This is a genomic window from Gimesia algae (assembly GCF_007746795.1).
Classification (GTDB): domain Bacteria; phylum Planctomycetota; class Planctomycetia; order Planctomycetales; family Planctomycetaceae; genus Gimesia; species Gimesia algae.
Genome location: NZ_CP036343.1, coordinates 3,104,962 through 3,122,132, shown reverse-complemented (window position 1 = coordinate 3,122,132; position 17,171 = coordinate 3,104,962). Strand labels below are relative to the sequence as shown.

The 17,171-nt window shown below is 50.1% G+C and carries 12 protein-coding genes; 5 read left to right on the top strand and 7 right to left on the bottom strand.

The window, feature by feature from the left end:
• Positions 1-260: 260 nt before the first annotated feature.
• From Pan161_RS11360 to Pan161_RS11350, 3 genes are all read left to right on the top strand, one after another.
• Positions 261-1,739, top strand: a complete 1,479-nt coding sequence (locus Pan161_RS11360) for a MotA/TolQ/ExbB proton channel family protein (RefSeq protein ID WP_145226865.1) — start codon at positions 261-263, stop codon at positions 1,737-1,739.
• Positions 1,740-1,804: 65 nt separating this feature from the next.
• Positions 1,805-3,982, top strand: coding sequence for a hypothetical protein (locus Pan161_RS11355; protein ID WP_145226863.1), 2,178 nt, complete (start codon positions 1,805-1,807; stop codon positions 3,980-3,982).
• Position 3,983: 1 nt separating this feature from the next.
• The gene (locus tag Pan161_RS11350) at positions 3,984-5,132 is read left to right on the top strand and encodes a hypothetical protein (RefSeq protein WP_145226861.1); all 1,149 of its coding nucleotides are present in this window, start codon (positions 3,984-3,986) and stop codon (positions 5,130-5,132) included.
• Positions 5,133-5,164: 32 nt separating this feature from the next.
• On the opposite strand, the gene trxA is transcribed toward Pan161_RS11350, so the two are convergent.
• The 3 genes from trxA to Pan161_RS11335 form a co-directional block, all read right to left on the bottom strand.
• Positions 5,165-6,028 carry a thioredoxin gene (trxA, locus tag Pan161_RS11345; RefSeq protein WP_145226859.1) on the bottom strand — a complete coding sequence of 288 codons (864 nt, stop codon included), beginning with the start codon at positions 6,026-6,028 and terminating at the stop codon, positions 5,165-5,167.
• Positions 6,029-6,090: 62 nt separating this feature from the next.
• The gene (locus Pan161_RS11340; protein WP_145226857.1) at positions 6,091-6,588 is read right to left on the bottom strand and encodes a 6-pyruvoyl trahydropterin synthase family protein; all 498 of its coding nucleotides are present in this window, start codon (positions 6,586-6,588) and stop codon (positions 6,091-6,093) included.
• A 1-nt stretch (position 6,589) separates the two neighbouring features.
• Entirely contained in the window at positions 6,590-7,486 is an 897-nt protein-coding gene (locus Pan161_RS11335) for a triphosphoribosyl-dephospho-CoA synthase (RefSeq protein WP_145226855.1), read from the bottom strand.
• Positions 7,487-7,650: 164 nt separating this feature from the next.
• On the opposite strand from Pan161_RS11335, the gene Pan161_RS11330 reads away from it, so the two are divergent.
• Positions 7,651-8,562, top strand: coding sequence for a dihydrodipicolinate synthase family protein (locus Pan161_RS11330; protein WP_145226853.1), 912 nt, complete (start codon positions 7,651-7,653; stop codon positions 8,560-8,562).
• Between the two features lie 78 nt (positions 8,563-8,640).
• Here Pan161_RS11330 and fusA read toward each other — a convergent pair whose 3' ends face one another.
• A complete protein-coding gene (fusA, locus tag Pan161_RS11325; RefSeq protein ID WP_145226851.1) occupies positions 8,641-10,785 on the bottom strand; it encodes an elongation factor G in 2,145 nt (714 codons plus the stop codon).
• A gap of 432 nt (positions 10,786-11,217) precedes the next feature.
• Positions 11,218-13,950: a pyruvate, phosphate dikinase gene (gene ppdK, locus Pan161_RS11320; RefSeq protein ID WP_145226849.1), complete on the bottom strand. Its 2,733-nt coding sequence runs from the start codon at positions 13,948-13,950 to the stop codon at positions 11,218-11,220.
• A 627-nt stretch (positions 13,951-14,577) separates the two neighbouring features.
• On the opposite strand from ppdK, the gene Pan161_RS11315 reads away from it, so the two are divergent.
• Positions 14,578-15,006, top strand: a complete 429-nt coding sequence (locus tag Pan161_RS11315; protein WP_232103699.1) for an FHA domain-containing protein — start codon at positions 14,578-14,580, stop codon at positions 15,004-15,006.
• A gap of 20 nt (positions 15,007-15,026) precedes the next feature.
• Here the strand turns inward: Pan161_RS11315 and Pan161_RS11310 are convergent, their stop codons facing one another.
• Positions 15,027-15,920 (bottom strand): LpxI family protein, encoded by an 894-nt coding sequence (locus Pan161_RS11310; protein WP_145226847.1) that lies wholly within the window; start codon positions 15,918-15,920, stop codon positions 15,027-15,029.
• Between the two features lie 65 nt (positions 15,921-15,985).
• On the bottom strand, positions 15,986-17,068 hold the full coding sequence (lpxD, locus tag Pan161_RS11305; RefSeq protein ID WP_145226845.1) for a UDP-3-O-(3-hydroxymyristoyl)glucosamine N-acyltransferase: 1,083 nt from the start codon (positions 17,066-17,068) through the stop codon (positions 15,986-15,988).
• Between the last annotated feature and the right edge of the window lie 103 nt (positions 17,069-17,171).

Here is a 17,171-nt window from a genome sequence, read left to right as displayed (position 1 = left end):
TCAAGTGAGCTTTCATTGTGTGTCTTTTGTTTGACGGTATCAAGGCAAACTGCAGTCAACCAGTTTGTTCAGGCAAATGCTCAGATTCATGGAGTGTTGACTCTACGAATTTCAGGTATCGGGAGTGTCAGACACTGACAAGTGGTTAGCCTTAATACATGCGCATGCAATTTCGATGAAACAGTTTCCCCGCAAGTTTTGGAGTTGGGGAAGCGCTGGCGACAAACCTGAATTCAGGCTAAAAGGATGTGGATAGACAGATGGAACACTTGGAATCCCTGCCGGAAAGTGAAACAGAAGACCATTTCTTGAACTGGTCGAAAGCGATCTTAAAATCCCCTCTCTTCTGGGGAGCGGCTGCCACGTTTGGCTTTTATGCCCTCATCCCCTATCTGCCGGTCTATCGTTCCTTGATCGATCGTTATTTTTGCAGTCACCCTCTCGAATATGCGACTGCGGGCCTGTTCTTCATCGGCATGGCAATTATCGGTGTGAAGGGCATCGGTATGCTCAGTCAGAAGAAATCGATGTCTGAAACGAAAATTGACTGGGAAACGATCGGTGAAATTGAGAAACTTAATGATCGAATTGATGTCTTTTCCGAGCAGGTGGATTCGCTTTCCAGCTGGATCGGCGAGACTTATCTGGGGAAGCGTCTTAAAGATACGGTTTCTTATGTGAAGGGACGTCGTTCAGTCCAGGATCTGGATGAGCATCTCAAGTATCTGGCTGAACTGGCTTCTGAGCAGATGCACGCCAGTTATTCACTGATTCGTACCATCACCTGGGCTGTCCCGATCATCGGGTTCCTGGGAACTGTGATCGGGATCACCATTGCGATTGCCAATGTAACCCCCGATCAGTTAGACACTTCTCTCTCCGAAGTAACCGGCGGTCTGGCGGTTGCCTTCGATACCACGGCTCTCGCGCTGGGATTATCACTGATTCTGGTGTTCTCCACTTTTATTGTGGAACGGATGGAGCAGAAACAGCTGGAACAGATTGAACTGTTCGGGATTGAGAATATCGCTTCCTGCCTGAGTGTAACAGAAAGTTCACTGAGCCCGCTGGAATCAGCTGAAGCTGAAGCAGCCCAGGAACTGGTACTGCGTACGGAAGAAATGATTTTACGACAGACCGAACTCTGGCAACAAAGTCTGGAAGGACTACGGGGGCGCTGGTCTGATATGATGGAACGCCAGCAATTGGACTTAGATCATAGCCTGCAGGCAGGAATGACAAATACATTGGGGAGCCATTCTTCTCAGTTAGAATCATTGCGGAATGAATTTCTGAATGCCTACCAGGCGACTACGGAACAGATTGAGCTGATGTTAACCCGCTGGCAGGAAAAACAGACAGAATCGAACAGTTCCTTCTCGACGAATCTGGCCCAGATCTGGAATGAAGTGCATCAGGATGTGATTTCGGCACAGACCCGACAGACTTCACAAATTGAGCTGGCAACGAAAGAAATTGCTGGCGAAGTCAGGCAGTGGAATCAACAGCTGAAAGACACGTCTGAGGTTTCGACTCTACAGATCGAAGCCCTGAATTCACAAAGTGAAAATCTATTAAAAATTGTTGGTCAGGAAGAGCATCTGGTGGGCCTGCAGAAACGGCTGACTGAAAATCTGGATGCGATTCGAGCCACCGAGACCTTCGAAGAAACTCTGCATAGTCTGAGTGCGGCTGTGCACTTACTCACCGCTCGCTCAAATCGAAATCACGCTGCCTGAGAGTAATACACAGGTTGTGATTCTCAACTATTCAATTCTGAACGAAGTTAATTTGCGGTTTTCCCATGAGCAGACAAGGTAAGGAAGCACGTTCGGTATCGCTATTTCCCTTCTTAGCGGTCCTCATTTGCGCGATGGGTGCTTTGATTTTCCTGCTGGTCGTCACCACACGCCGGATTCGTCACCAGGCAGTCTTGCAGGTACAGAAAGTCGTTGTGGAAGAAGTGGTCGAAGACGATTATTTTCCTCCCGTTATTTTCTCTGCCGAAATTGAAGAGCCAGCGCCGGCTGCTCCTGTTGTCGTTCAGGTTGAAGAGCCGGAAGTTGCTCCGGAACCCGAGCCGCAGGTAATCAATCTGGCGCGGGAACATGAGGAGAAATTGAATGCACTCCGCCTGCAGAGATCACGCAAGCTGGAAGCACTGAAAGCACAAAACCTGAAACTCGTCCGACTGAAAAATGAGCTGAACCAGTCGGAAGATCAATTGAAACAGAGCGAACAGCAGATCCTGTCTCTGAATCAGAAAGACAAAGAACTGAATCAGAAAATGAATGCACTGCAGAAGCAGAAAGCGCGTGTTGCCGAAATGCTTCAGGAAGAATTACAGAATCTGGATGAGAAAAAACAGTCACAGAAAACGGCGCGCAGTAAGTATTCAATTATTCCTTATGATGGTCAGACCGGGACGGCGAAACGTCCTATTTTGATCGAATGTACCGATCAGGGGCTGACGTTTCTGCCCGAAGGAATTACGTTAACGCCTGAGGACCTGAAGGAGTTTACGCCCGGATATAATCCGTTACTGGCAGGGACCCAGGCATTATTTCAATACTGGAAATCAAAAGATCGGGGGACAGGGAAAGAGCCTTATGTGCTGATCCTGGTCAGACCCAGTGGTAGTGTTGGGTATTATGTTGCACGCAAACTATTGAATAATCTGGAACTGGATTCCGGTTACGAACTGATTGATGCCGACTGGGAATTTGCTTTACCCGACAAAGATTCCCGGGCTGAGCAAATCTGTCAGGAAGCCGTTGATCGTGTCTTGAGTGAGCGTAAGCATCTGGTTTCTCAGTTAAGCCAGAATCAACAGGGAACAGGTGAGAGGCGTCTGCAGTTCGATGCGCGGACCGGCATGGTACGTGTGATTGAACCGGAAGAAGGCTCAAGTCGTGGCAGAGGCAGCGCCGGAGGTTCGGAACAACTTGCACTGGGCAGGGCTGGTTCTGGCACATCACGATTCAGCGATGTATTAACGCCACGCCAGCAGATGGCACGAGCCGAGCATTTATCAAAAGTGGCAGATCAGCAACATATTGTGCCGCAGGGGAGGAGTGGTCATACCGGTGGAGAACATCCTGGACTCTATTCCGGAGCGACATCGGGTGGTGGTAAGGCCGGTGATAAGTCCTTCGCGAATCTTCCCGGCAGCCGTCCGGGAGCCGAGGTCTATAGCATTGAAGATTTAAAAGGTTCCTATCATGGTGATGATGGGGCTGGTCCAGGGGTTAAGCAGGCTAAAGTAATTGGTCGTGATCAGTTGAAAGAGATGGCAAAGCAACATCTGGTAGAACTGGAAGGGGCACAGTCCAGAAAGCCTGCCGGGGGAGAAGAGAAGCAGGGACAATCGGAAGCTCAATCGGATTCTCAAGCAGCCATGGCTCAGAATCGAGTGATTGAAAATCCATTCCTGAAAGAGGGGACTCCGACGGGAACCAGTACGACTCAGCAGCAGACTGCTAGCGCGGATGCGATCCCACCCAGTCCCTTTCCGCGGTCACCTGGTCAATCTGCGCGGGGGGCTGGCAACGCCAGTTCGATATCGCTGCATCGATCTCATAAGTCAGCGAACCAGTCAGGCAGGGATTCGCAGAATCGGCAGTGGGGGCCCCCTCAATCACGGTCGGGTATCGGTTTTGAGCGGGAAATCACAATCCAAATTGGTGCAGACAGGATCATCTTTGCAGATGAAAAGGTGATTGCCGTAGATCAGGGGATCACTCAGGAAAAACTGTCACAGTCTATGATGGTTGTCATGGATCAATATGTTGCTTCCTGGGGACCAGCTCCCAAAGGATTTTACTGGGTCCCTACTTTGCAGTTTACGGTCAGTCCGGGGGGCAATCAGTTTTATGAGCGATTGAAATCTTCGGCACAAAAAATGGGACTTCAGACGGAAGCCAAATACACACTGGATCCGCTGCCGGGTTCTTCCTCACTCTCAACTGTGAAGGAGCAATAAAATGAGCCGCCGTGCAACACAGGGAGAAGCAGGGTTCGGGTCCGATTCATTTCTGGATATCGTGGCCAATATCGTCGGGATTCTCATTATTCTGATTGTGATCGCTGGTATCAAGATGAGTCAGGCACCGGTGATGGTGGCTGAGAATCAGGATGTTATTCCCCCCCAACCGGAAATAATTGATCAGGAACTGGAAGCATTTCTGCCAAAAATCGTACCAGACCCACCACCGACTCCTGTACTGGCTTTAGAACCGCAGGAACCAAAACCGTTCGTGCCTCAGAAACCAAAAATTATTTATCAGCAGCCTTCCCAGCAACTTCTGGATGAAGTCCAGGAGATGGAGCAGGAGCTGGCGCGGCTGGATCGGGTGATGCAGAGTCGGAAGGCGGGGTCTGCAGAGATTAGTTTAAAGAAGCAGGAAATCAGTGGCAAAGTGCTGTCGATGGTGTCTCAGGTCAATCGAAAGAGTGATCAACTGGAGCAGGAGTACCGCCAGTTGTTGAGTCTGGTTGATACGACTAAAGAGACGAGAGAGCGACTGGAACGCGTCGTGGCGCAGTCCCGAAAGGTTTCCGAACCACAGGAACAGATCAAGGAATTAAAGCATCGATTAACGCCGGTCAGTCAACTTGTGACCGATAAGGAATGGCATTTTCTGCTTTCGGAGAATCGTGTTTCCTATGTTCCCATCAATGAACTGCTGCTGGAACTGAAAGATCAGGTGATGAAGCGCGGAAGCTGGCTGGCGAAGTACCGGGAACACCACGGAAAAGTAGGGCCGTTTCGCGGTTATACGATGGACTATATTGTTGAGCGTCAGGCTTTGTCCGCCCTCGATCAGTTAAGCAACGGTGGCAGTGGCGGATTCCGTGTGGGAGTCTCCAAGTGGGAAATCAGCCGCAGTGATGATATCGCTGGTGAGAATCTGGAGCAGGCGATGCAGAACAACTCTGAGTTTTTCCAGGCGCTTACTGAAATCGGTACCGGTTCCACACTCACCTTATGGGTCTATCCAGACAGCTTTGAGTTATACCGCAGTTTGCAGAAACACGCCCATTCACTGGGATACCAGGTGGCAGGCCGACCATTGCCTTTTGGAGTTCCTATTGCCGGTTCACCAGCCGGCACCAGGTCAGCCGGGCAGTAACGATTCTCTTCAAGCCGGTTTGATGAATCAGGCTAATACAATAACGTTGCCAGTCTGCGACGGTAGGTACTTACCAGGTCGGATTGAGGGCCCAGAACATCAAAGATCCGCAGTATGGTCGCTTTGGCTTCCACTCCGGCTCCTGCTTTATCCTGTTCAATGATCGACAGGCAAATTTCCAGGGCTTCCTCATGCTTGTTGGAAATCGCCAGGGCATCAGCGAGGCCGATTTTTAAAGCTGCATTTTCAGGATCAGCCTCAACCGCTGCGCGAGCGGCTTCGACGCCCCCTGTTTCTTCTGCAGCAGCCTGCAGTTCGAGCTGCGACTTGATCTGTTCTGCTTCCGGTTCCAGAAATCCACGTTTTTCCAGTTCCTGAATGATATGTGAGCTTTCATCAAAGCGTGACTGTTTTGCCAGAACAGCAGCCATGCGTAATTTGATAACGTCATTGGTTGGTTCCAGGTCTAACGCTTCTTTGTATTTTGCTTCTGCAGAGGTCAGGTCAGAGTCTTCCAGAATCTGACCTTCCTGCAGTAACATGTCTATCGGTGAAGGCAACAGATTGGAAATCCATTCTCGCAATGATTCTTCCGGGAGGATTCCCTGGAATTGATCGACAGGCTGCCCGTTTGCAAACGCGACCACCATCGGAATCGATTGCACGCGAAACGCTGCTGCCAGATTCTGCTGTTCATCGATATTAATTTTAGCGAGTATAAATTTACCCTGATACTCTTCTACCAGCTGATCCAACAGGGGGGCCAGTTGCTGGCAGGGCCCGCACCAGGGAGCCCAGAAATCGATGATAATAGGTATTTGTTCTGACTTTTGAATCACCGCGGTTTCAAAGTTTTCTTCGGTGACATCAATGGTCCAGGTTGAGTTTGCTGACATTGTTTCGTTCCTTGACTCGTTCGCACTTTGATGCGACTCTGAGTTGACTGGGAGTATGAGTATTATGAGACAGGCAGCTTACAGATGGCCCACTGTCCGAAATTTTCTTCGACTTCGATCTGCACCGATTCAATCTGGTTTGCAGCATTGGATCCTATCACAGTCAACAGCTGCTGACCAATCCAGTGTGCGATCAATTCGGCTGTCGTGTTTTCCACTGGTAATAAAATACAGTCTTCTCTGGGAAAAACCCAGCGGCGGTTGTCAAAAGTCGCTTCGACTTCCTGGTCCTGCTCTCTGACATGGATCTTCGGATGTAAAGTTGGCAGCAGGACCCGATGGTCCAGCGCATCAACGGTTTTCTGCAACTGATCGCGAAGTGCGATGAAGTCAAACACATAACCGTTTTCATCCAGGGGGCCGGTTAATTCGGCAGCGACGCGCCAGTTGTGGCCGTGCAGCCTTTCACAGATGTTCCCGTTAAATGTGATGAAGTGCGCTGCGCTGAAAACCAGATGATCTTTGGTGACACGCACCTGATATCGGGCGAATTTATTCATATTAAAACTTTGAATTCAGGTACTGATGGAATTTTGGTGGAATCATTTCGATTATTGTACCGGGGGCAGGGGCAGGAATGAAACCATCCCGCAATGCGACAAACAGCGTTGCCACAATCAGGTCCGCCGTTGTGCCGGGATTCCGCTGGTTTCCCTGTTCGCGCAGCCAGGAATCAAATTCCTCCAGATGACCTGTTCCCCCTTCTGCCTGCAGGACAGATCGGGCGCGACGCGCTGCTTCTTCTGCTTCTGCACGGCCCAGTTTTCTGGCAATTAAAGTATCGGGAACGTCAGACATCAGTCGCAGTTGCAAACGGATAATGGCGGTTTCCCAGCAATGTGTTTGATTCCAGTATTCGGTAATCGCCGGGACACCCGTATTCAGAACGATCTGAAAGTCAGTGGCGTATTCGCGGGCGATCGAGTCCCGTTCGGCAGCGAGGCACATGACGTCGCGCAGAGTTTCCGTTGGATCCTGCGCGATGTCTTCAGCCTCTGTCGTTCCCATGCCTCCGGGATTTGCGAGTCGGATTGCCTTATAGACGGCGCGGGCATCTTCGACGGTCAGCGCGTGTAAAAGGGGGGAAATTCTATTTGCAATCGTTTCCGACGCAGGAATTCGCGTCAGGGGAGCCAACAGTAATACCATTCCCAGATTGGAATTGCTGGGCACAGCGTTTTGGGTTTTTCTGATACAGGATAGAACAAGTTCTCCCGTAGGCTGTTCGATGGATTGAGCCAGAAGGGGAGCGATGACCGCTGCTGATTTTAGAAAATCGGCATAGCTCAAATCGGGAAAAGAAGCCTCTGGATGGACGTTTCCCGGTTTTCGGGCGGTCGCCTCCATCACACATGCCAGATAGCACCAATGTTCGAGTTGATGATTATTTTGACTCATGAGGCCCGACTCGATTGATGGTCACCAGTATTCTACGTACAACAGTATGTAAAGAGTCTTAAGTATTCTGTTGAGATTCCACGTCGTGGTTTCATTCTGCAGGATGAATCCGGAGAAATGAAGTCTCTGATCCCCCGATCTTCCCAGGTAACAGGAATTGTTTCATGAGTCCCTCCCTTGAACGTCAACAGCTGCAAACCGTGCATATTGTGCCGCTGACTGCATTTGATCAGAACGATCAGATCAATCTGGATCAGCAGGCAGCGCATACGCAAAATTTATATGAAGCGGGTATGCGTGTCTATTTACCAGGTGCAGGTACAAGTGAATTTCACAGCCTGTCGCCTGAAGAAATTGTCCAACTGGTCAAAGTGACTCGCGAAGTGACTGGTCCGGAGACACTGATCTTTGCCCCTGTTGGCTACCAGGTAAACGTGGCCCGCCAGACGGCGATTGACTGTATTCAAGCGGGAGCAACCGGGATTATGTTTATGCCCTTCGCTCATCCTTATATGAGTGACCGGGGAGCAGAAGAATATTACCTGACGGTGATGGATGCTGTTGATTGTCCGACACTGTTCTATAAAAAAGCAGAAATCCCCAGTGATGTACTGCTGTTAAAACTGGCCTCCGATCCCCGTGCGGTCGGCGTGAAGTACTCGGTGAATCAGATGCATCAGTTTCGTACGACTGTGAATGCAGACACACACGGGCTGGAATGGGTTTGTGGGTCGGCAGAACGTTTTGCACCGTATTATATGCTGGCCGGATCGGGTGGCTTTACGAGTGGTGCAGGTAATGTCTGTCCGCGACTGTCCCTGGCGATGCATGCTGCTTTCCACGCCGGGAATTATGAGGAAGGTATGCGGATTCAGCAACAGATTCTGCCCATTGAAGATTACCGGGCGCGTGCCGGGGACAGCTTCAATATCAGTATGCTGAAATATGCAATTACACTCACGGGGGCCGACTTTGGGCCGCCACGGGCACCGCAGCGGACACTGACGGGAGAGCAGGAAGCAGAGATTCGTCAGTTGATGGAACCGATCCTGGCCGCGGAAGCAGAACTTGTCTGATGACCTGTTCTGCAGATTTCTTGGCGCATAAAAAAAGCCCCGTTTCATAAAACGGGGCTTTTTCGTTTATCTTCAGAACTAGGCAGTTGCCATACGTTCTTCTTTTTCTTTCAGTCGGCGTGCTACGACTTCTTCCTGAATGTTTCGAGGTACCTGAGCGTAGCGGGAGAATTCCATGCTGAATCCACCTTTACCCTGTGTCATCGAACGCAGTTCGTTGGCATAGTCAAACATGCTTGCCAGAGGCACTTCAGCGATGAAAGTACTGGTTCCCATACGGGTTTCGGAAGTATTGATCACACCACGTTTTTGTGCAATATGACCAGAAACCGGCCCCTGATATTCTTCAGGAACTTCTACTTCCAGTTTCATAATGGGTTCCAGAAGAGCCATGTTAGACTTCTTCAGGGCATCACGCATACAGTTGAAACCAGCAACGTTAAAGGCCATTTCTGATGAGTCAACATCATGGTAGGAACCATCAGAAAGTGTGGCTTTGACGCCTACCACTTCACATTCGCAAAGCGGTCCTTTCACCAGGGCTCGCTGGAAACCTTTATCAACGGCAGGAATGTATTCACGGGGAATACGACCCTGGCTGATGTTGTTAACAAATTCGTAAGTCTCACTATCGGTTTCAACCGACATGGGCTCAATCTTACCAACCACATGAGCGTACTGACCGGAGCCACCAGTTTGCTTTTTGTGCTTATGGTTGTATTCAACAGCAATCGTCGGAGTTTCACGGTAAGCAACACGTGGTTCTCCAATGATGCACTCTACTTTGTATTCGCGCTTGATACGTTCAATGTAAACGTCAAGGTGTAACTGCCCCATACCGGCGATGATCGTCTGATTAGTTTCATCGTCTGTCATTACGTGGAATGTGGGGTCTTCACGGTTGAAGCGTTGAATGGCTTTGGCCAGGCGGTCTGCACCATCACGGTCGAGTGGTTCGATTGAAAGACGAATCACAGGCTCAGGAACAAAAATACTTTCCAGAGCAAAGTTGACGTCGCCACTACAGAAGGTATCCCCGGAAGCACACTCCATGCCGACGGCAGCGATAATATCACCGGCTTCACCACAATCGACATCCTCACGGCTGTCTGCATGCATACGGACCAGACGTCCGAAGCGGGTGGAGTTCCCAGTTCGTGTATTGATGTAACTTTGACCTTTTTCAAGCTTACCCTGGTAGATACGCATGTAGGTCAATTGTCCGAATGTTTCATCGACAATTTTGAACGCCATGGAGACCAGAGGCTTGTCTGAAGAGTGAGACAGTTTTGTACGGAATGAATCACTGCTGGTGTCTTCGGCACCTTCTTTGATGGCTTTCTGCTGTGCATCCAGGTCAATCGCAGTAATTTCGCGGTCGAGTGGACTGGGCAGGAAGCGAACGACTGCGTCCAGCAGAGTTTGCACGCCTTTGTTTTTGAAGGCGGTTCCCATCATGACGGGAGTGATTTCGTGAGAAAGCGTAGCTTCACGAATGACCTTGTAGATGTCTTCTACAGGCACGTCAGCTTCTTCCAGCAAAGCGACCATCAGGTCATCGCTGAACATGGAAAGTGTTTCCAGCATGTTCGCGCGGGCTTCTTCAGCGGCAGCTTTGAACTGTTCCGGGATTTCACCGAAGACTTCGGTTTCGCCCTGCTCACCGGTGTATGTGATGGCCTGCATACTGACCAGATCAACGACACCTTCGAAATGAGCACCTTCGCCCATGGGAATCTGCAGCGGCAGTGGCACGACATGCAGTTTATCTGAAATCTGTTTGATCACGCTGGCAGAGTCGGCTCCGGTGCGGTCCATCTTGTTGATGAAAGCGATACGGGGAACCTTATAACGTTTCATCTGGCGGTCGACTGTCAGTGACTGACTCTGAACTCCACCGACTGAGCAGAGTACGAGGATCGCACCGTCAAGTACACGGAGACTACGTTCCACTTCGACAGTAAAGTCAACGTGACCTGGAGTATCGATGATGTTGATCGTGGTGTCTTTCCACTGCACCTGTGTGGCAGCAGACGCGATGGTAATTCCGCGCTCGCGTTCCAGATCCATACTATCCATCGTAGCGCCACCATCGCCGCCTCGAACTTCACGTACTTTGTGAATTCGTCCTGAGTAGTACAGAACTCGTTCGGTAAGTGTGGTTTTACCAGAATCGATGTGAGCCGAAATTCCAATGTTTCGATACTTGTCCAGATTTTTCATGGCTTTAATGCACGTTCACTAAGGATAACATGTTATGGATACAATTCGGACGGCAACATACCGTCCTCGTCAAAGCGCTCAATACTAGTCGGAACTTTTTGAGAAGAAACACTCAAGTTCTACAGGGAGGTAGGCCCTGCAAAATCGCATCACTCTACTACTGTGATGGCTGACCCGGCAGGTTTTGTAAACAAGGGATCACTAACATCCGGCACGTTTCGCAAGTAGACAATCTGAGCGTTAGGGTGTGAGCGTAGAATCTTATCGTTGTATCGTCTTCGGGGGAAGAGGATTTTTGGTTAAATTCCGAAAACTCCCTGATTAATTGCGTAAACAGTAGAGTCAAATGTGACTGAAATAGAAATACAGTCAAACACAGGGAGAGGCACCAAAGCACCTCTCCCTGTCGTTAAAATTAGACTGAGAATAGTCTTATGCTTTTTCTTCCAGCACAGCCTGAGCTGCGGCCAGACGGGCAATTGGTACCCGGAAAGGAGAGCAACTGACGTAATCCAGGCCTAGTTCATGGCAGAAGATCACACTGGCAGGGTCACCACCGTGTTCACCACAAATACCGATTTTCAGGCCAGAACGTGTTCCACGACCACGCTCGACACCTGTCTGCATGAGACGTCCAACCCCATCCTGATCAATGGTCTGGAACGGATCGGAAGGAATGATGTCGTTTTCACGATAGTGGCCGATGAACGTACCGTAGTCATCACGGCTCATACCCAGGGTGGTCTGTGTCAGGTCGTTCGTACCGAAACTGAAGAACTCAGCAGTTTCTGCGATCTGATCAGCACAGATAGCAGCACGCGGTAGTTCAACCATGGTGCCGACCAGGTAGTTGACTTTGACGCCTTTCTCTTTGAGTACCTTTTCTGCTTCTTCACGAATAATGCCAGCCTGGTCATCAAATTCCGTTTTGAAGCCAGCCAGGGGAACCATGATTTCAGGGAAGACTTCAATGCCTTCATTCTGAACGTCACAGGCAGCTTCCATGATGGCCCGAGCCTGCATGGCTGTAATTTCCGGATAAACAATCCCCAGACGACAGCCACGATGACCCAGCATCGGATTCAATTCATGCAGTTCTTCCACACGACGACGGATGAACTCAACAGTGACGCCCAGTTCGTTCGCCAGTTCTTCGGCCAGCGTGGGATGTTCTTCCAGGTGGCGATCAGAGAGGAACTCGTGCAGTGGTGGGTCTAACAGACGAATGGTAACCGGCAGCCCATTCATGGCCCGGAAGATACCGGCAAAGTCTTCGCGCTGGAACGGCAACAGTTTGTTGACAGCTTTCGTTCGCGATTCGACGTCGCCAGCGGCAATCATTTCACGGATTTCAGCCAGATGATGGAAGAACATGTGCTCGGTTCGGCACAGGCCGATACCTTCTGCACCAAAGGAGATCGCTTCAGCAGCCTGGTCGGGCTGGTCGGCGTTGGTACGCACTTTCAATGAACGGATTTCATCGACCCACGTCATCAACTGCTGATAGCGCTGGTAGGTTTCAGAATCTTCCGGTTTCATGGTTTTGGAAATCAGGACTTCTACAATTTCGCTGGGTTTGGTTTCAACTTTACCGGCAAAGACTTCTCCGGTGAAACCATCGATACTGATCCAGTCGCCTTTCTTGAGAACCTTGTCACCTTTGGTGATGGTTCCAGCAGCAGAATCAATTTTCAACTCGGAGGCACCTACGATACAGGCCTTACCCATCTGTCGACTGACCAGAGCAGCGTGAGAGCTGGCACCACCCAGTGCAGTCAGAATCCCTTTGGAGACACGCATTCCACGCAGGTCTTCCGGACTGGTTTCGCGGCGAACCAGAACCAGTTGGGCTGAGTTGTCTTTGTTGTAGATCGCTTCGGCATCTTCTGCACTGAAGCAGATGTGACCACAGGCGGCACCGGGGCCAGCATTGATGCCCTTGGTAAGCAGGTCACCCGCTTTGGCTGCCTTTTCTTTTTCAGCAGGGTCAAAAATCGGCTGCAGCAACTGGTTCAGGTCGTCTGCAGGAATACGCTTTTTAGTAATAGCCTGTTCTTTGCTGACCAGACCTTCATTGACCATATCGACGGCAATCCGGACTGCGGCAAAACCGGTTCGTTTGGCATTTCGAGTCTGCAGCATCCAGACTTTACCACGTTGAATCGTGAATTCGATGTCCTGAACGTCTTTGTAATGCTGTTCCAGCTTACGCCCAATGTCGTCGAGCTGCTTGTAACCTTCGGGCAGATCGGAGCTTAGAGTGGACTCAATCTGCTTGGGAGTTCGGATACCGGCAACCACGTCTTCACCCTGAGCATTGATCAGGTAGTCGCCGCAGAAACCGGGTTCCCCGGTGGAGCAGTTACGAGTCAGGCCAACGCCTGTTGCGCAGTCGTCACCCAGGTTTCCGTAAACCATGGCCTGAACATTACAGGCGGTTCCCCAGTTGTGAGGAATTCCGTAATCGCGGCGGTAAACAGCAGCTCGGTCGTTGTCCCAGCTACCGAATACGGCGCCGATGGCACCCCAGATCTGTTGTTTGGGATCGGTGGGGAAGTCCTGTCCTGTTCCTTTTTTGATCAGGTCTTTGAACTCGGCAACCAGTTCTTTCAACTGTTCCGCATTCAGTTCGGAATCGTACTGGACGCCGGCTGATTCGCGTTTGGCTTCCAGGGCGTGTTCGAAGGGATCTTCGTCAGCGCCTTTCATACCAAGGACCACGTCACCGTACATCTGGACGAACCGGCGATAGCTGTCCCAGGCGAATGCTTCGTTGCCGGACTGTTTAGCGAGCGCTTCAACAGTGGTATCATTCAGGCCGATGTTCAAGACGGTGTCCATCATACCGGGCATCGATTCACGAGCACCGGAGCGACAGGAAACCAGCAGAGGGTTGGTGTCACAGCCAAATTTGGCACCCATGGCTTCTTCCACTTTGGCCAGCGCTTCTTCAACCTGTGCTTCCACACCTTCCGGGTATTCACCCTTGGTCTTACTGTAGTGAATGCAGACTTCCGTGTTCAAGGTGAAACCAGCTGGGACAGGAAGGCCGATATTAATCATTTCTGCCAGGTTAGCACCTTTACCACCGAGGCTGTTGCGCAAGGTCGCATCGCCATCTGCTTTTCCATCACCAAAGAAGTACACATACTTTTGACCTGACATACTTATTTCCTCTTAGTGTTAATTGGTCAGGCTTTCGGTTCCTTCACGCAAAGAAACCGGTTGCTAACCAGTACATATCTATTGTTCAGAAGCTTGATGCTTCTCGTTTAGATGAGGGATTGAATTTCAATCCCCTCTCATGCATATATCCGGAACTCGCGGCAGTCAGCAAAGAGTTTACAGACTGCTGATGGTCTTTCCAGAGTAAAGACCGGTCGCTGGCGGTTGATATCCAGTTGATCCGATTTGGTTGTAACGGATTCAGAATTTGCTCTGGTCAGTCCATCGTTATGCGGAGGACTGGATTCCTGTACGTTCAACCATCGATTTTCAGCACATTTACTAGGGACACTACCATTGCTCAGACTCACCGTCAAGAGACTGGCCACAATCGAGTTAAACGCCCTGGGAATTCCATGGATTGCCCCGAAAATCACGGCCAGAATCTCTCGGAAATGCCCCCTTTCTGGGGAACTGAGTAATTTAGCATGGAAAATTGTTCGACCTGTGATACCATGACAGGCAGGGCTCAAAATTTCATTTGTACACTCATTTCTGATTAGATCACAATAAGCGTTGTTTACGTAGTCACTTACGCACACTTTTAATCCCTTTCGGGCCACAGCAATGATAGCGAGATTGATTCCGGTAAATGGAGGTCAGCCGATCCTGATCAAAAAGGATGTGACCGTGGTTGGTCGGAAATCTGATTTGTGTGATATCCAGATTGATAAGAACAGCATTTCCAAAATTCATTGTGTGATTATTAAAACCGATGGCCTGTTGTTTGTAAGGGATCTGTGCAGTACCAATGGGACACGGGTAAATGGGCAGAAAATCATCCGCGGTGCTTTACTGCCAGGGGATGAGCTTTCACTGGCCTCCACGAAATTTGAGGTGGAGCTTGCGGGGGATCCAAAAGAAGGTGATCCGGAAGTCGGTCTGCATCAGAGGACCGAAATGCTGACCGCATTCAACCTGGATGGGCGGCAGGAACAGGAAGCACTTGATTCCGACAGTGAAAATGGCAGCGGGGTCAAGCTGATATCTGAGTGACGTTCTGTACCCGCATCGTTTTAACTGGCCAGTTGCAGAGTCAGTTCTTCTTCGTTCAGAGAAACGATTGCGATCCCAAGTTTGTCAGCCAGATCGGCGACTTCTTTCTGATCAATCATAATCGTCTGATTGCTTTCAATCGCCAGTACCCGTCCGCCCGCTTCGTGCATGGTCTGCAAGGTTTTGATGCCAACAGTGGGGACATCGAACCGGCGATCCTGTTGGGGTTTGGCTACTTTGACGACCGTGAACCCACCTCGTTTGCACAACTGGCCCGCACGTTGAATCGCCCGGTCTGTGCCTTCGATGGCTTCGACCGCGATCACTGCTTTATCGTTGATCACGATACTTTGTCCGATATCCAGTTGTCCCATCTGTTTGGCGATGTCCCATCCCATTTTGATATCTTCCCATTGGGAATGACTGGGGCGTCGTTTGGTCAGAAATCCGTGTTTCACGAGTAACTCCGGGCAAAAATCCAATGCGGATTCAAAGAAAATATTGTCACGTTCAAATTCTTTAATCACAGCCAGCAGCAAGGTGTCGTCTTTGCGATCTTTTCTGGCGTAGCGATACCACATATGCAGCGTACGTAGATCAGGTAATAATTTCAAAATTCGGAAGGGGCTGAACAGGACCGTTTTCTCAATCTTGCCCGCCATGACGATGCGCGTAACCTCTTCACGCTGAAACAGCTTGATTGCTCTGCCGATTCGTGCCAGTGGGACCCAGTGAAAGGTGTCACAGACTTCAGATAAATCTTCATGGGCCATGCCAAAGATGCCCAGGCAGCAAACCGAATATCCCTGTTGACGCGCCTGTTCCGCAAATACAATGGGGAAGCGGCCCGCTCCGGCCAGAAGTCCGATTTGACGTTGAGTATTATCTGAGTTGTTGTTTTGCAATTCTTTCATCGATTTTTCAGAGTTTCAAATTGAAACTTGTGGTAAGCGTGAATGCCGAGCAGGACGCTGACTGATCACTGGTTAGCTTCGAGTTTACTTAAATTCTCGAGTTGTTGGCTCATGGTTTTGATCTGGTTTTCCAGCTCACGAATCTGTTTTCGCATCTCAGGAACCTTGCGTAGCGACATGACGATTTTTCGTTGTTCTTTTTCGGGTGCAGCAGGAGTACCAATGTGAACTTCGCCGGCTGGAATGTCGCGATGGACTCCGGCTCGGGCACCGAGTGTGGCTTGATCTCCGATATGTACATGGTCTGCCACTCCAACCTGTCCGGCACACCTCACATAGTCCCCGGTTGTGATGGAACCGGCAAAGCCTACTTGTGAGGCGAAAGCATTATGTTTTCCGATTTCGCAATTATGGGCAATCATGACCTGGTTATCAATTTTGGATCCTTCGCCGACCACTGTAGGGCCGATCATGCCCCGGTCTATGGTGGTCCCTGCGCCAATTTCTACATCATCTTCAATGCGCACACTGCCCAGATGAGGGATTTTGATAAACCGACCTGCTTCGAAACGGTAGCCGAAGCCGTCGCAGCCCAGTACAGCGGCAGCATGAATGATAACACGATTCCCCAGTTTCACATCAGCGTAAAATACGGCATTGGCGTGAATGGTGACATCGTCTCCAATGATGCAGTCTTCTCCGATATAAGCACCTGGATAGATGCGACAGTTATTGCCAATACGAACGCCGGGGCGAATGATGACCTGGGGATAAATATGACAGTTTTCTCCCAGTTCGACATCGTCACTGATTTGAGCCTGGGGAGAGATCCCCATTTCGGGTAACGTACGCGATGGACGCAGCTTCTGAATGATTTTGATGAAGGCTGCCTGGGCATCGACAACGGCAATCGAAGTGAAGGGGGACTCTTCGAATGCTTTCTCAAACGATTCTTCCAGTCGTTTTTCCAGGAGCACGGCGCCGGCTTTGCTTGATTTCAGCCGCTTGAGATTTAGCTCATCGCCGACAAATGTGATATCGTGAGGGCCTGCTTTCAGAACAGACTCTGCACCATGTATTTCTAATATTTGATTGCCTTTTACCAGGCAATTCAACTCTTGAGCGATCCACTCGACTGTCGTCGACATCAAGGAGTCCTTTCCGGAAGATGCACGTTTAGTTGATCGATTGTCAGACGATGAACAGAGGGATCGGGACAGCCATCATGGCGAGCCCTGCAATGCTGTTCCC

Coding starts and splice junctions, on each gene's coding strand:
- Pan161_RS11360 (WP_145226865.1), top strand. CDS start 261: ATGGAACACTTGGAATCCCTGCCGGAAAGTGAAACAGAAGACCATTTC.
- Pan161_RS11355 (WP_145226863.1), top strand. CDS start 1,805: ATGAGCAGACAAGGTAAGGAAGCACGTTCGGTATCGCTATTTCCCTTC.
- Pan161_RS11350 (WP_145226861.1), top strand. CDS start 3,984: ATGAGCCGCCGTGCAACACAGGGAGAAGCAGGGTTCGGGTCCGATTCA.
- trxA (WP_145226859.1), bottom strand. CDS start 6,028: ATGTCAGCAAACTCAACCTGGACCATTGATGTCACCGAAGAAAACTTT.
- Pan161_RS11340 (WP_145226857.1), bottom strand. CDS start 6,588: ATGAATAAATTCGCCCGATATCAGGTGCGTGTCACCAAAGATCATCTG.
- Pan161_RS11335 (WP_145226855.1), bottom strand. CDS start 7,486: ATGAGTCAAAATAATCATCAACTCGAACATTGGTGCTATCTGGCATGT.
- Pan161_RS11330 (WP_145226853.1), top strand. CDS start 7,651: ATGAGTCCCTCCCTTGAACGTCAACAGCTGCAAACCGTGCATATTGTG.
- fusA (WP_145226851.1), bottom strand. CDS start 10,785: ATGAAAAATCTGGACAAGTATCGAAACATTGGAATTTCGGCTCACATC.
- ppdK (WP_145226849.1), bottom strand. CDS start 13,950: ATGTCAGGTCAAAAGTATGTGTACTTCTTTGGTGATGGAAAAGCAGAT.
- Pan161_RS11315 (WP_232103699.1), top strand. CDS start 14,578: ATGATAGCGAGATTGATTCCGGTAAATGGAGGTCAGCCGATCCTGATC.
- Pan161_RS11310 (WP_145226847.1), bottom strand. CDS start 15,920: ATGAAAGAATTGCAAAACAACAACTCAGATAATACTCAACGTCAAATC.
- lpxD (WP_145226845.1), bottom strand. CDS start 17,068: ATGTCGACGACAGTCGAGTGGATCGCTCAAGAGTTGAATTGCCTGGTA.